Annotated in this window: 11 protein-coding genes; 6 read left to right on the top strand and 5 right to left on the bottom strand. The window is 69.0% G+C overall.

Annotation, left to right across the window (positions count from 1 at the left end; translation table 11 throughout):
• Positions 1 to 5: 5 nt before the first annotated feature.
• Positions 6 to 4,031, top strand: coding sequence for an ATP-dependent RNA helicase HrpA (gene hrpA, locus RAMLITH_RS01600; protein ID WP_238343974.1), 4,026 nt, complete (start codon positions 6 to 8; stop codon positions 4,029 to 4,031).
• A 183-nt stretch (positions 4,032 to 4,214) separates the two neighbouring features.
• Entirely contained in the window at positions 4,215 to 4,919 is a 705-nt protein-coding gene (locus RAMLITH_RS01605; RefSeq protein ID WP_168105579.1) for a Rieske (2Fe-2S) protein, read from the top strand.
• 10 nt (positions 4,920 to 4,929) lie between these two features.
• On the opposite strand, the gene RAMLITH_RS01610 is transcribed toward RAMLITH_RS01605, so the two are convergent.
• The 5 genes from RAMLITH_RS01610 to lptF form a co-directional block, all read right to left on the bottom strand.
• On the bottom strand, positions 4,930 to 6,096 hold the full coding sequence (locus RAMLITH_RS01610; protein ID WP_168105580.1) for a pyridoxal phosphate-dependent aminotransferase: 1,167 nt from the start codon (positions 6,094 to 6,096) through the stop codon (positions 4,930 to 4,932).
• A 42-nt stretch (positions 6,097 to 6,138) separates the two neighbouring features.
• Positions 6,139 to 7,083, bottom strand: coding sequence for a CysB family HTH-type transcriptional regulator (locus RAMLITH_RS01615; protein ID WP_168105581.1), 945 nt, complete (start codon positions 7,081 to 7,083; stop codon positions 6,139 to 6,141).
• 105 nt (positions 7,084 to 7,188) lie between these two features.
• The gene (locus RAMLITH_RS01620) at positions 7,189 to 7,548 is read right to left on the bottom strand and encodes a sirohydrochlorin chelatase (protein WP_168105582.1); all 360 of its coding nucleotides are present in this window, start codon (positions 7,546 to 7,548) and stop codon (positions 7,189 to 7,191) included.
• Between the two features lie 5 nt (positions 7,549 to 7,553).
• Positions 7,554 to 8,657 (bottom strand): LPS export ABC transporter permease LptG, encoded by a 1,104-nt coding sequence (gene lptG, locus RAMLITH_RS01625; RefSeq protein ID WP_168105583.1) that lies wholly within the window; start codon positions 8,655 to 8,657, stop codon positions 7,554 to 7,556.
• On the bottom strand, positions 8,654 to 9,757 hold the full coding sequence (gene lptF, locus RAMLITH_RS01630; protein WP_168105584.1) for an LPS export ABC transporter permease LptF: 1,104 nt from the start codon (positions 9,755 to 9,757) through the stop codon (positions 8,654 to 8,656). The genes lptG and lptF overlap by 4 nt, the downstream gene beginning before the upstream one ends.
• Before the next feature lie 34 nt (positions 9,758 to 9,791).
• Here lptF and RAMLITH_RS01635 point away from each other — a divergent pair, with 34 nt between their 5' ends.
• The 4 genes from RAMLITH_RS01635 to RAMLITH_RS01650 all read left to right on the top strand — a co-directional run bounded on the left by RAMLITH_RS01635 (position 9,792) and on the right by RAMLITH_RS01650 (position 13,405).
• Positions 9,792 to 11,306: a leucyl aminopeptidase gene (locus RAMLITH_RS01635; RefSeq protein ID WP_168105585.1), complete on the top strand. Its 1,515-nt coding sequence runs from the start codon at positions 9,792 to 9,794 to the stop codon at positions 11,304 to 11,306.
• Between the two features lie 31 nt (positions 11,307 to 11,337).
• The gene (locus tag RAMLITH_RS01640; protein ID WP_168105586.1) at positions 11,338 to 11,772 is read left to right on the top strand and encodes a DNA polymerase III subunit chi; all 435 of its coding nucleotides are present in this window, start codon (positions 11,338 to 11,340) and stop codon (positions 11,770 to 11,772) included.
• Positions 11,769 to 12,080 carry a hypothetical protein gene (locus tag RAMLITH_RS01645; RefSeq protein WP_168105587.1) on the top strand — a complete coding sequence of 104 codons (312 nt, stop codon included), beginning with the start codon at positions 11,769 to 11,771 and terminating at the stop codon, positions 12,078 to 12,080. The genes RAMLITH_RS01640 and RAMLITH_RS01645 overlap by 4 nt, the downstream gene beginning before the upstream one ends.
• A 194-nt stretch (positions 12,081 to 12,274) precedes the next feature.
• Positions 12,275 to 13,405 (top strand): branched-chain amino acid ABC transporter substrate-binding protein, encoded by a 1,131-nt coding sequence (locus RAMLITH_RS01650; RefSeq protein WP_168105588.1) that lies wholly within the window; start codon positions 12,275 to 12,277, stop codon positions 13,403 to 13,405.
• The last annotated feature ends 284 nt before the right edge of the window (positions 13,406 to 13,689 follow it).

Raw genomic sequence — 13,689 nt, forward strand, 5'->3', positions numbered from 1 at the left:
GGGCTTTGCCCCGGTTTCGCCCCTTGCTGCGCATCACCTTTCCCGAATCCCTGCCGGTTTCCGCGCGCCGCGAGGAGATCGCGGCCGCCATTGCCGCCAACCAGGTCGTCATCGTCTGCGGCGAGACCGGGTCCGGCAAGACGACCCAGCTGCCCAAGATCGCGCTGCAGCTCGGTCGCGGGACGCTCAACGCGCCGCCGGGGCAGGGGCGCCTGATCGGCCATACGCAGCCGCGCCGCATTGCCGCGTCGAGCGTGGCGCGCCGCATCGCCGAGGAACTCGGGACGCCGCTGGGCGAGGTCGTGGGCTACAAGGTGCGCTTCCAGGACCGGCTGGCGCGGGGTGCGTCGGTGAAGCTGATGACCGACGGCATCCTGCTTGCGGAGACGCAGACCGATCCGCTGCTGAAGGCCTACGACACCATCATCATCGACGAGGCGCACGAGCGCAGCCTCAACATCGACTTCCTGCTCGGCTACCTGCGCCAGATCCTGCCGCGGCGGCCGGACCTGAAGGTGATCGTGACCTCGGCCACCATCGACGCCGAGCGCTTCGCTCGCCACTTCGCGTCGGCTCGCCCGGCGCCGGGCCGCCCCAAGCCGGGCGACGCCCCCTCGGGGGGCAGCGACGGGCCGCAGGCCGGAGCGTGGGGGGATCAGTTGCTGCCGGCACCGGTCATTTACGTCTCCGGCCGGATGTACCCGGTGGAGCAGCGCTGGCGGCCCTTCGAGGAGACGCGGGACTTCGGCCTGAACGAGGCGATCGCCGCTGCCGTCGACGAACTGTGGCAAGGGGGACCGTCGGGCTTCGGCGACATCCTGGTCTTCCTCCCCGGCGAGCGCGAGATCCGCGAGGCGGCGGACCACCTGCGCAAGCACCTGGCGCATCGCCCCGTCACGCGGCAGGCCGAGGTGGTGCCCTTGTTCGCGCGCCTGTCGCAGCCCGAGCAGGACCGCATCTTCGAGGCGCACAGCGGCCCGCGCATCGTGCTGGCCACCAACGTCGCCGAGACCTCGCTGACGGTGCCCGGCATCCGCTACGTGATCGACACCGGCACCGCGCGCGTCAAGCGCTACAGTTTTCGCAGCAAGGTGGAGCAGTTGCTGGTCGAGCCGGTGAGCCAGGCGGCCGCCAACCAGCGCGCCGGACGCTGCGGCCGGGTGGCCAACGGCATCTGCATCCGCCTGTACGACGAGCAGGACTACGCCAAGCGGCCGGCGTTCACCGATCCCGAGATCCTGCGCTCCTCGCTCGCCGGGGTGATCCTGCGCATGAAGGCGCTGCGCCTTGGTGCAGTGGAAGACTTCCCCTTCCTCGAGGCGCCGGCTCGGCGCGCCATCACCGACGGCTATCTCCTGCTCAACGAGCTGGGCGCGGTCGACGACGACAACGAGCTGACGCCGGTCGGCAACGAGCTGGCGAAGCTGCCGCTCGATCCGCGGGTGGGCCGCATGATCCTGGAAGCCCGCGAGCGCGGCGCGCTGCAGGAGGTGCTGGTGATCGCCTCGGCGCTGTCGGTGCAGGACGTGCGCGACCGGCCCATGGACCTGCAGGCGCAGGCCGACCAGCAGCACGCCAAGTTCGACGACGAGAAGAGCGAGTTCTCGGGCTACCTGCGGCTGTGGGAGTGGCTGGAGGTGTCGCGGGGCGGACGGGTGACTCCCTCCCCCTCTCGGAGGGGGAGGGCCGGGGAGGGGGAGCGACATGACCCACCTGTGGTGGGGGCCGAAGGCCCCCACCACAAGCTCTCCAACCGCCAGTACGAGCAGCTGCTGCGCCAGAACTTCGTCAACGTGCGCCGCGTGCGCGAATGGCGCGACATCCACAGCCAGTTGCACACGGTGGTGAACGAACACAAGTGGCCGCTGAACAGCCGGCCCGCCAGCTACGAGCAACTCCACAAGGCGATGCTCGCGGGCCTGCTGGGGAACGTCGGGTGGAAGCCGGACGAGGAGGACGTCTACCTCGGTGCGCGCGGCATCAAGTTTCACCGCCACCCGGGCGCACACCTGAAGCGCCGCCCCGGCCGGTGGGTCGTGTGCGCCGAGCTGGTGGAGACCACGCGGCTGTTCGGCCGGGGCATCGCGACGATCGAGCCCGGGTGGATCGAGGAGGTCGCGGGCCACTTGCTGAAGAAGCAGCTGCTCGACCCGCACTGGGAGAAGAAGGCCGCCGAAGTGATCGCGCTCGAACGCGCGACGCTGTACGGCCTGGTGATCTACAGCGGCCGCCGGGTGCCGTTCGCACGGGTGGACGTGCAAGGCGCCCGCGAGATCTTCATCCGCGAGGGGCTGGTCGCCGGCCAGTGGGAGACCAGCCTTGCGTTCCTCGCCGCGAACGAGAAGCTGGTGAAGCAGGTCGAGGAGCTCGAACACAAGTCGCGCCGGCAGGACGTGCTGGTGGACGAGGAGCTGATCTACGCCTTCTACGACAAGCTGATCCCGCGCGATGTGTTCGGCGGCGCCACGTTCGACCGCTGGTACCGGCAGGCGAGCCGGGCCGACCCGGGGCTGCTGAAGCTCACGCGCGACGAACTGATGCGGCACGAGGCCGCGGGCATCACGACCGAGTCGTTCCCGCGCACGGTCCGCCTGGGCGGCGTCGACTGCACGGCCGGCTACCTGCATGAGCCGGGCGATGCGCGCGACGGCCTCACGGTGACGGTACCCCTGTTCGTGCTGAACCAGGTCAGCGAGGACCGTGCCGAATGGCTGGTTCCGGGCATGTTGAAGGACAAGATCCAGGCGCTACTCAAGAGCCTGCCGCAACGGCCGCGATCGCGCCTGGTGCCACTGCCGGAATCGGCGACGCGCCTGGCCGGCACGCTCACGGCGCCCGAGGCGTGGGCCCGTGGCTCGCTCACCGACGCCGTGCTGAAGATCGTGCGCGACGAGACCAGCCTCGACGTCAAGCGCGCGGACTTCAAGCTGGACATGCTGCCCGCGCACCTGTTCATGAACTTCCGGGTGGTCGACGAGCATGGCCGCCAGCTGGGCATGGGACGCAACCTCGCCGCGCTGAAGGCGGAGCTCGGCAAGCAGGCGCGGGGCGCGTTCCAGGCGCTGGCCGACATGAAGGGCGTGCCGGCGGCAACCGCGCCGCCTGCTGCGGCGCCATCGGGTGCCGCGCCGGGCACGGGCAGGGTGCCGGCTCCCGTCCAGGCGACGGCGGCGGGCGCCGCCGACCAGCGCTGCACGGCCTGGACCTTCGGCGAGCTGCCCGAGCTGATGGAGATCCGCAAGGGCGGCACCCGGCTGATCGGCTTCCCGGCGCTGATCGACCAGGGCGACGCGGTGACGATCGAGGTGTTCGACGAACCCGAGGTGGCGGCGGCGAAGCATCGGGCCGGGCTGCGGCGCCTGTTCGCGCTGCAGATTCGCGACGCGCTGAAGTATCTCGAGAAGAACATTCCCGACCTGCAGAAGATGGCCGTCGCCTACATGGCGCTCGGCACGCAGGAAGAGCTGCGCGACCAGGTCATCGAGGTGGCGCTGGACCGCGCGTTCATGCTCGATCCGCTGCCCGCCAACGAGGCCGACTTCAAGCGGCGCGTGGACGAGGGGCGCGGCCGGCTCACGCTGATCGCCAACGAGGTGGCTCGCCTCGCAGCGACGATCCTGGCCGAATACGCCGCGGCCCTGCGCAAGATCAAGGACACGAAGAACCAGCCCGAGGCGACGGCGGACGCGACGCAGCAACTGCAGCGGCTGGTGCCCAGGCGCTTCCTCGCGCTCACGCCCTGGGCGCAGTTGCAGCATTTCCCCCGGTACCTGAAGGCCGTCACGCTGCGCCTGGACAAGCTGCGCGCCGATCCGGCGCGCGACGCCGCCCGCCTGGCGGAGCTCAAGCCGCAGGAGCAGCGCTACTGGCGGCTGGTCGCCGAGCGCAAGGGCGCGGCCGACCCGCGCCTGCAGGAGTTTCGCTGGCTGCTGGAGGAGTTGCGGGTGAGCTTCTTCGCTCAGGAACTGCGCACGCCGCAACCCGTGAGCCTCAAGCGGCTGGACAAGCTGTGGCATCAGCTGAATAGCTGATCCCAAAGCTTTCAGCGCAGGGTCACATTTGCCCGACGGGCCTGTGAGCCGGAACTGCAAACGCGGTCTCAGCTCAATAGCTGACTGCCCGGCGGCCCAGCCCGGCCGTAGGTCCGCACACTTTCGTGCTCGGTACAAAGCCGTTTGACAGCCGAAGGGGCGCTGATCTACCGTCTGCGCCCTATGGACAGGCGCAACTTCATCGGATCCTGCACGGCCGGCGCGGCGTGCATTTCGGCGGCCGCCGCGATGCCGGCGTTCGGGGCGGACGCACGACCCCGAACGTATGCACGGGCGGTGCTGGTGGACGAACGAGGAGACCGGCTCAAGGCTTCGGGGCTGCAGCCGCTCACCAACTACGTCTTCCACTATCCCTACGTGGCCACGCCGGTGTTCCTGCTGGACTTGCAGCGCCCCGCCTTGCCGCAATCGCTCACCACCCAGGCACGCGACACCTACGCCTGGCCTGGCGGCGTGGGCCGCCGCCGCAGCCTGGTGGCGTTCTCGGCCATCTGCGCGCACCAGCTGGTCTACCCGACACCGCAAGTGAGCTTCATCAGTTTCCGCCGCACCCGCGCCACGCGCGGCCTGCAGGACGGCCTGATCCACTGTTGCGCCGAACACAGCCAGTACGACCCGGCGCGCGGCGCGCAGGTGCTGTCCGGGCCGGCGACGCAGCCGCTGTGCGCGGTGCTGCTGGAGCACGATCCGAAGGACGACAGCCTCACCGCCTACGGCACGCTGGGCGGCGAGCTGTTCGACGACTTCTTCCGCAAGTACGAGATGAAGCTGAGCCTGGACGTCGGCGCGAAGGCAAGGAACCCCGTTGCGGATCGCACGACGGTGCAGCTGCTCGACACCTTCTGCCGCAATCCGATCCAGTGCTGACGGTTCGTGCCTAGAGCTTCGCCAGCCGGTCCAGCGCCGTGTTCAACGTCTCTTCCTTCTTGGCGAAGCAGAAGCGCACCACGCGCTGGTCGAAGCCGTTGCCGTAGAACGCCGACAGCGGGATCGCCGCCACCCCGATCTCGGTCGTGAGCCACTTGCAGAAATCGTCCTCGGCCAGGTCGCTCACGCCAGAAATGTCCACGCACTGGAAGAAGCTGCCTTCGCTCGGCAGGATCTCGAACCTGGTGCGCTTCAGGCCCTCGCGGAACAGGTCGCGCTTGCGCTGGTAAAAAGCCGGCAGCGTGAGATAGCGCTGCGGGTCGCCCATGTAGGTCGCGAGGCCGTGCTGGACCGGCGTGTTGACGGTGAACACGTTGAACTGGTGCACCTTGCGGAATTCGGCCGTCAGCGGCGCCGGCGCGGCGACGTAACCGACCTTCCACCCGGTGACGTGGTAGGTCTTGCCGAAGCTCGAGACGATGAACGCCCGCGCGGCCAGGCCCGGGAAGCGCGCGGCGCTCTGGTGCTCCTGGCCGTCGTACACCATGTGCTCGTAGACCTCATCGCTGATCAGCAGCACGTCGGTCGGCGCGAGCAGGTCCTGCAACCTCAGCATGTCCTCGCGCGACCAGATGGTGGCGCTCGGGTTGTGCGGGCTGTTGATCAGCATCGCGCGCGTGCGGCCGGTGATGGCGGCGGCGATCCTGTCGAAGTCGGGGCGGAACGTGTGCGGCACCAGCGGCACGCGGACCACGGTGCCGCCGGCCAGCTCGATGTTCGGCACGTAGCTGTCGTAGCACGGTTCCAGCACGATCACCTCGTCGCCCGGGCGCACCACGGCCAGGATGGCGGTGATGATGGCCTGTGTCGCGCCCGCGGTGATGGTGACTTCGCTGCCGGCGTCGTAGCGCCGGCCGTGGCTGGCGGCGATCTTGCCGGCCACCGCCTCGCGCAACGGCGCGATCCCGGCCATCGGCGGGTACTGGTTGAGCCCCTTGCGCATGGCGTCGCAGACGGCGTTCACCAGCAGCGGGTCGCAGTCGAAGTCCGGAAAGCCCTGGCCGAGGTTGACGGCGTCCTTCTCGGTGGCGAGGGCCGACATGACGGTGAAGATCGTCGTTCCCATGTCGGGGAACTTGCTCTGGACGGGCGGGGTGTGGGCGGGAACTTGGGTCATGGTGAAGCAGGAGTCGGCGGGCCGGTGCCGGCCCGGTCGGGTTCAGAGTTCGTAGTCGCTCTCGTGGCCGGCCATGGCCTTGGCGATCAGGTTGCGGTCGAGGCGGTCGGACAGCAGTTCGGCGAACTTGTAGACGAAGTTGCGCAGATAGGCGCTGCGCTTGAACGCGACGCGCGCGACGTTCTGTCCGAACAGGTGGCCCAGCGGTCGCACCGCGAGGTCGGGGTGGCTGCCTTCCTCGCGCACGGCCATCTCGGCCACGATGCCCAGGCCCAGGCCCAGGCCGACGTAGGTCTTGATCACGTCGGAATCGATCGCCTCCAGCGCGATGCGCGGTTGCAGCTTGCGCTGGGCGAAGGCGGCGTCGATGCGGGTGCGGCCGGTGAAGGCCGGGTGGTAGGTGACCAGCGGCTCGGCGGCCAGGTCTTCCAGGCTGATCCGCTCCTTGCGGACCAGGGGATGCGAAAGCGGCAGCACCAGCATGTGCTGCCATTCGTAGCAGGGCAGGGTGACCAGTTCCCGCTGATCGGGCAGCGCCTCGGTCGCGATGCCGATCTCGGCGACTTCGTCGATCACCATGCGCGCCACCTGCTCGGGCGAGCCCTGGTGCAGGCTGATGTTCACCTTGGGATAGGCCTCCCGCAGTTTCGCGACCGGAACCGGCAGGACGTAGCGAGCCTGCGTGTGGGTGGTCGCGATCGAGAGGGTTCCGCTGTCCTGGGCGCTGAACTGCTCGCCGATGCGCTTGAGGTTGCCCACCTCCCGCATGATCAGCTCGATGCTGCGCAGCACGTGCTGGCCGGGCTCGGTAATCCGCTTCAGCCGCTTGCCGTGGCGGGCGAAGATCTCCACGCCCAGTTCCTCTTCCAGTTCGATGATCGCCTTGGAGACGCCCGGCTGGGAGGTGTGCAGGGCCTTGGCGGCTTCGGTGAGGTTGAGGTTGCGGCGCGCGGCTTCCTGGACGAACCGGAACTGATGCAGATTCATGCCGGATAGCTTCTAAGAGAGGCGATCATTATGCCTTGCCGAGCCGCCGGATCCGCCGGCGTTGCGCGCTCGATGGGCATCAGCGGATTGCGCGTTCAGGACCCGCTATTCCGCCGCGATGCGGGCGAGCAGGTCCAGCAGGCGCGGGTCCTCGCCCACGGAGGGCTGGAGCGTGAACGCCACCTCCGGATGCTCGGCGCGGACCTGGTCCAGCAGGCGCGGAAGGTCGGCGCGGGCGTGCTTGCCGGTGCCGAGGAACATGGGCACCAGCGTGACTTCACGCACGCCGAGTTGCGCGAGATCGGCAGCCGCGGCCGGCACGTCGGGTTGCTGCAGTTCGAGATAGGCGCAGCGGGTGGCGACTTTCGGCTGCGACGCGGCGAGCCGCGCCGCCACCGCCTCGATGGGCGCGCGCCAGAGCGGATCGCGCGATCCGTGGCCGACGAGGATGACGCCCTTGGCCATGGTCGTCACCGCCGCAGCACCAGCCAGCCGAACGCGCCGAGCGACAACATCGTGTAGATCAGCCCGGGCGCGGCCGCGGTGATCCAGGGCTGCCAGTTGCGCAGGTTGCCGATGTAGCCGAACACGTTGTTCAACAGGAAGAAGCTGATGCCGATCAGCACCCCGCCGAACACGTACCCGGTGATCCCGCGCGTGCGGAAGTGCAGGTAGGCGAAGGGCAGGGCCAGCACCACCATCACCATGCAGCTGAGCGGGTAGAACACCTTGCGCCAGAACTCGATCTCGTAGCGCTGCGAGGTCTGCTGGTTGGCCTCGAGGTGCCGGATGTACTGGAACAGGTCGATGGTGCTCATGCGATCGGGCTTGAGCAGCGCCACGGACACCATCTCGGGGCTGATCTCGGTGGGCCAGCGCAGTTCCGGCACCATGCGCCGCTCCACCCGCACCAGGGTGCTGCCCCGCCGCGGGAACTCGGTGCGCTCGGCCTGGCGCAGCAGCCACGCGCCGTCCGGCGCGAACTGCGCGTTGGCGGCCTGGGTCACCGAAACGATGTAGCCGCGCGCGTCGGATTCGAAGATGCGCACGCCCTTCATGTCGCCCTCGGGCGTGAGGGCGCCGACGTTGACGCTGTACGTGCGCTCCGGCTGCCGCTCCTTCAGCCAGGCGCCGGTCCAGCCGATGCTGATGCGGCCCTCCAGCCGCGCCTTCAGCAACTGGGCGGTGCGGTCCGCCACCGGCGCCAGGTAGTCGCCGGCGGCGAACGTGAGCAGGGTGAAGATCACGCCCAGGGCGAGCAGCGTGCGCATCGCGCGCCAGGGGCCCAGCCCGCTGGTACGCAGGATGGTGTACTCGGAACTCTGCGCCAGCCGCGCCATGACGAAGATCGTGCCGATCAGCACGGCAATCGGCAGCAGCTCGTACAGGTGGGCCGGGATCATCAGCGTCACGTACGCCAGCGCCTGTGTCAGCCGGTACTGGTCCGTGCCGCGGCTGACGTTGGGCAGTTCGTCGACGAAGTCGAAGAAGAAGAACAGGGCCAGGAAGCCGATGGCGACGAACACCACCGCGGCGAGCACTTCGCGGTAGATCAGGCGGCGAATGGTCCTCACGAGGCCGCTTCCCCGGGCCGGCGGCGCCGCAGCAGGTGCCGCAGCGTCCAGTTGTTGTGCTGCTTGGCCAGCCACGCGATCGCGCCCGCGAGCACGCCCCCGTGCAGCAGCAGCAGGGCGGCGCCGAACCCCAGCTGCCCATTGCCGACCCAGCTCTGGCCCAGGTTCAGGAGGTTGAAGTACACCACGAATGCGAACAGGGCGAAGATCAGGTTGCCGCTGCGGCCCGCCCGCGGGTTCACGCTCGACACTGCGACGGCGATCACGGTGAAGTTCAGCGCTGCAAGTGCCAGCCCGACGCGCCACGCCAGTTCGCCCAGGTTCTGCGGCGTCGGCTCGCGCACGAGGTCCAGGGTGGAACGGGTCTTGGGCGGCGGCGCGTCGCGCGCCGCGAGTTCGCCCGGACCGATCCGGTTGGCCAGTTCCTCGAATTCGCTCACCTTCATCTCGCCGGTCTTGTCGATCTCCAGGCGCTGCCCGTTGGACAGGACGACGAACTGGCCTTCGCCGCGGGTGACGATCTGGCCGCTGCGCGCCGAGGTCACCGTCTCCTTGCCCTGCTCGCGGGTGGAAATGAAGATGTTGCGGCCCGACCGGTCGTCCGGCGTGTCCTTGTCCAGGAAGAAGACGCGGTTGCCGCTGGCCGACTCCTGGAACTGCCCCGGTGCCACGCGCTCGATGTCGCCGCGCTTGCCGTACCGCTCGCGCAGCTCGCGTGTCTGCTGGTTGGCCCAGGGCCAGACCACCAGGGCGAGCGCCGCGACGACGAGCAGCATCGGCCAGGCAAAGCGCAGCAGCGGGCGCACGAAGGCGAACAGGCCCTGGCCGGCGGCGAACCAGATCACCATCTCGCTGTCACGGTACATGCGCGAGAGGGTGCCGACGACCGAGATGAACAGGCACAGCGCCAGGATCGGCGGCAGGTAGCCGAGCACCGTGTACCCCATGACCATCATGATGTCCTGGGGGTTCACGCTGCCGCGGCTGGCCAGGCTCAGCGTGCGCACCAGGGTCATGGTCATGACGATGGTGACCAGCACCACCAGCGTGGCGCCGAAACTGCGGGCCAGCTCCTTGCGCAGCGACGAATGGAATAACATCGACCGGATCGGTACAAAAACAATCCGGGGGATTATGGACTTCGAACTCAAGACACTGAGCCTGGACCGGGCGGCCGCCGAGAAATGCGACGCGCTGATCCTGCTGGTGGGGGAATCGTTCAAGCCGGGCAAGGACCCGCTCTCGCGCCTCGCGGCGGACGCGCTGAAGTCGCGCGACCTCGACCCCAAGCCGGGCAAGCTGCTGCATGCCTACCGGTCCCCCGGGATCGCCGCCACGCGGCTCGTCCTGGCCGGCGCCGGCGACGGCTCGGGCAAGCGGGTGCATGCCGCCGTGCAGGCGGCGGTCGGCGCGCTGCGATCGAGCACCGTCAAGCGCCTGGTGATCTGCGTGGCCCCCGATGCCGGCGAAGCGGCCGTGCGCGCCGCCGTGACGGCCACGGCCGAGAGCAGTTATGTCTACGTGGCCACCAAGTCCAAGCCCGAGGGCCGGGAACTGCAGCGCGTGACGATCGCCGTCGCCGACGCGGCCGCGCACCAGCCGGCCTTCAAGGCGGCCCGCGCCGCGGCCGAGGGCATCGAGTTCGCGCGCGAGCTGGGCAACCTGCCGCCCAACTTCGCCACGCCGACGCGGCTGGGCGAGGAGGCGCAGAAGCTGGCCAGGGCCCACAAGTTCCAGTGCGAGGTGCTGGGTCCCAGGGAGATCGGCAAGGCCAAGATGGGTTCGTTCCTGGCGGTGGCGCAAGGTTCCGAGCAGCCGCCGCGCTTCATCGTGCTGCGCTACCAGGGCGCGGCGGCAAGCGAGCCGCCGGTGGTCCTGGTCGGCAAGGGGATCACGTTCGACAGCGGCGGCATCTCGATCAAGCCGTCGGCCGACATGGACGAGATGAAGTTCGACATGGGCGGCGCGGCCAGCGTGCTGGGCACCTTCCGCGCGCTCGGCGAACTGAAGCCGGCGATCAACGTCGTCGGCCTGGTCCCGAGTTGCGAGAACATGCCCGATGGCCGCTCGGTGAAGCCGGGCGACATCGTCACCAGCATGAGCGGCCAGACGATCGAGATCCTCAACACCGACGCCGAAGGCCGCCTGATCCTGTGCGACGCCTTGACCTACGCGGAGCGCTTCAAGCCGCAGGCCGTGGTCGACATCGCGACGCTGACCGGCGCCTGCGTGGTGGCGCTCGGCGGCGTGCGCAGCGGCATGTTCGCGAGCGAGGACGGCCTGGCCGCCGAACTGCTGGCCGCCGGCGACGCGGCGCTCGATCCGTGCTGGCGCATGCCGCTGGACGATGAATACGCGGAAGGCCTCAAGAGCAATTTCGCGGATGCGGCCAACGTCGGCGGGCGCGCCGGCGGCGCCGTGACCGCGGCCAAGTTCCTGCAGCGGTTTGCCGGCGCCTACCCGTGGGCCCACCTGGACATCGCCGGCACGGCGTGGAAAGGCGGGCCGGCCAAGGGTTCCACCGGCCGCCCGGTCGGCCTGCTCCTGCAGTTCCTGCTGGGCCGGCAGCAGGCCGCGGGCAAGGGAACGAAGCAGGCCGCGAAACAGGCCGCGAAACAGGCCGCGAAAGGGCGCCGCGCGAAAGCGTAGGCCCTGCCCCTGGCCCCTACACCCCGGACGAGTGACCGAAGTCGCCTTCCACTTCAACACGCCCGACAAGGTCGGCTATGCCTGCCGGCTGCTGCGCAAGGCGGTCGGGGCGGGCGCCGCGGTGGTGGTGACGGGCGAGCCCGGGCTGCTCGACGAGCTCGACGCCACCTTGTGGACCTTCTCGGCGCTCGATTTCGTACCGCACTGCCGCGATGGCGCGGCGCCGGCACGGGTTGTCGCCGTGTCCCCGGTGGTGCTGACCGGCACGCCGCGGGCCGCGCCACACCACCAGGTGCTGGTGAACCTCGGCGAGACCGTGCCCGAGGGGTTCGAGACCTTCGAGCGACTGATCGAAGTGGTCACCGGCGACGAAGGCGACCGGCAGTCCGCGCGGCAGCGCTGGAAGCACTACGCGGCGCGCGGGTACGACATCAGGCGCCACGACCGGGCGCAGGAGCCGCAGTGACCGGCCGGCGCCCACCGCGCTACGTGCCGACGCTGACGGAGGTGGTTCCGCCGCCGGCGTCGCCCGCGAGCGATCCGGGCGGTGGGGGGGAGGCCGCCGCCATGGCGCAGGAGGAGGTCGTCCGGCGGGTCCTTCAGCGCGTGGATGCGATGCTGGAGCGCCGCCTGCGCGAACGGGTCGCGGCCGTCGTGATGGAGCAGACCCAGGCGCTTGCCCCGCTGCTGCAGGCCGAGATCGAAGCGTCGGTGCGGCAGGCGGTGGCCGAGGCGTTCGAGCAGGAATTCGGGCGCCGCCCGGGCGGCAACTGACCGGGCTGGGCGCCGAGCCGCCGCGCCAGCCGCCGGCTGCTTTCTGCGCTGGCGCAACGATGTGCGCTGCTGCCGGCCGCGGACGGCTCGTCCTAGCTGTTTCCCTCTGGTTGCGGTCCGCGAATTGCGCTATGTTCGCGCCCGTTGAGCACATTACCAATTTCTCAACTTTTCAGAAACTCTGGAGGTTTCCCATGCAGATGAAGATGAAGGTGACGGTGGCGGCGGCGATTGCGGCCGTGGCGGGAATTGCCGCCGCGCAGGACATGGTCGTGAAGATCGGCCATGTGGCGCCGATGTCCGGCCCGCAGGCGCACTACGGCAAGGACAACGAAAATGGCGCCCGCCTGGCCATCGAGGACCTGAACGCCAAGGGCGTGACGATCGGCGGCAAGAAGGTGAAGTTCGAGCTGCAGGCCGAGGACGACGCCGCCGACCCGAAGCAGGGAACCGCCGTGGCGCAGAAGCTGTGCGACGCGAAGGTCGCCGGCGTCGTGGGGCACCTGAACTCCGGGACGACCATCCCGGCCGCCAAGATCTACAACGACTGCGGCATCCCGCACGTCACCGGCGCCGCGACGAACCCCAACCTGACCAAGCCCGGCTACAAGACCACGTTCCGGATCATCGCCAACGACAACGCGCTGGGCGCCGGCCTGGCCTTCCACGCCGCCGACAAGCTGAAGCTGAAGAAGGTCGCCGTCATCGACGACCGCACCGCGTACGGGCAGGGCGTGGCCGACATCTTCAAGAAGACCGCCCAGTCCAAGGGCATGCAAGTCGTCGACTCGCAGTTCACCAACGACAAGGCGACCGACTTCATGGCGATCCTCACGGCCATCAAGTCCAAGAGTCCCGACGCGATCTTCTTCGGCGGCATGGACACGCAGGGCGGCCCGATGCTGCGCCAGATGGAGCAGCTCGGCCTCACGAACGCCAAGTTCTTCGGCGGCGACGGCATCTGCACCCAGAAGATCATCGAACTGGCCGCCGGCGCCAAGTCGCTCGCCAACGTGGTCTGCGCCGAAGGCGGCGCGTCGCTGAACAAGATGCCCGGCGGCGCGGCCTGGAAGGAGCGCTACGACAAGAAGTTCCCGGGCCAGTTCCAGGTGTACAGCCCGTACACCTACGACGCCACCATGCTGCTGGCGGACGCGATGGTGCGCGCCAAGTCGATCGATCCGAAGGTGTACATCCCGCACCTGCAGAAGTCGAACTACAAGGGCGTGACGGCCACCATCCAGTTCGAAACCAACGGCGAACTGAAGAACCCGGCCATGACGCTCTATACGTACAAGGACGGCAAGAAAGTCGCGCTGGACTGAGCCGCCGGCTCCCCCGGGAAGAAGCCGCCGCGAGGCGGCTTTTTTCATGGTGCGCCCCGTCGCTTCTACTCGGGGCAATCCGTGTGCCGCACGTCTGCGGTCCGCGACATGACCTGTAGTGCATTGGCGGCTCTTTCTGTAGGAGCACTCCTACGGGCCGCACCCTGCCTCGGTTTGCAGGGAGGGCATTGCCGAGCACGGTTGTCGCTGCGCGCGGAAGACAGTAATCTCGCCCGATTTATTGCCGTGCCGGCTGGTGCCCGATCGTGCTCCGGCGGCGTGTT

It is taken from the genome of Ramlibacter lithotrophicus, assembly GCF_012184415.1.
Taxonomy (GTDB): domain Bacteria; phylum Pseudomonadota; class Gammaproteobacteria; order Burkholderiales; family Burkholderiaceae_C; genus Ramlibacter; species Ramlibacter lithotrophicus.

Coding starts and splice junctions, on each gene's coding strand:
- RAMLITH_RS01605 (WP_168105579.1), top strand. CDS start 4,215: ATGGACAGGCGCAACTTCATCGGATCCTGCACGGCCGGCGCGGCGTGC.
- RAMLITH_RS01610 (WP_168105580.1), bottom strand. CDS start 6,096: ATGACCCAAGTTCCCGCCCACACCCCGCCCGTCCAGAGCAAGTTCCCC.
- RAMLITH_RS01615 (WP_168105581.1), bottom strand. CDS start 7,083: ATGAATCTGCATCAGTTCCGGTTCGTCCAGGAAGCCGCGCGCCGCAAC.
- RAMLITH_RS01620 (WP_168105582.1), bottom strand. CDS start 7,548: ATGGCCAAGGGCGTCATCCTCGTCGGCCACGGATCGCGCGATCCGCTC.
- lptF (WP_168105584.1), bottom strand. CDS start 9,757: ATGTTATTCCATTCGTCGCTGCGCAAGGAGCTGGCCCGCAGTTTCGGC.
- RAMLITH_RS01635 (WP_168105585.1), top strand. CDS start 9,792: ATGGACTTCGAACTCAAGACACTGAGCCTGGACCGGGCGGCCGCCGAG.
- RAMLITH_RS01650 (WP_168105588.1), top strand. CDS start 12,275: ATGCAGATGAAGATGAAGGTGACGGTGGCGGCGGCGATTGCGGCCGTG.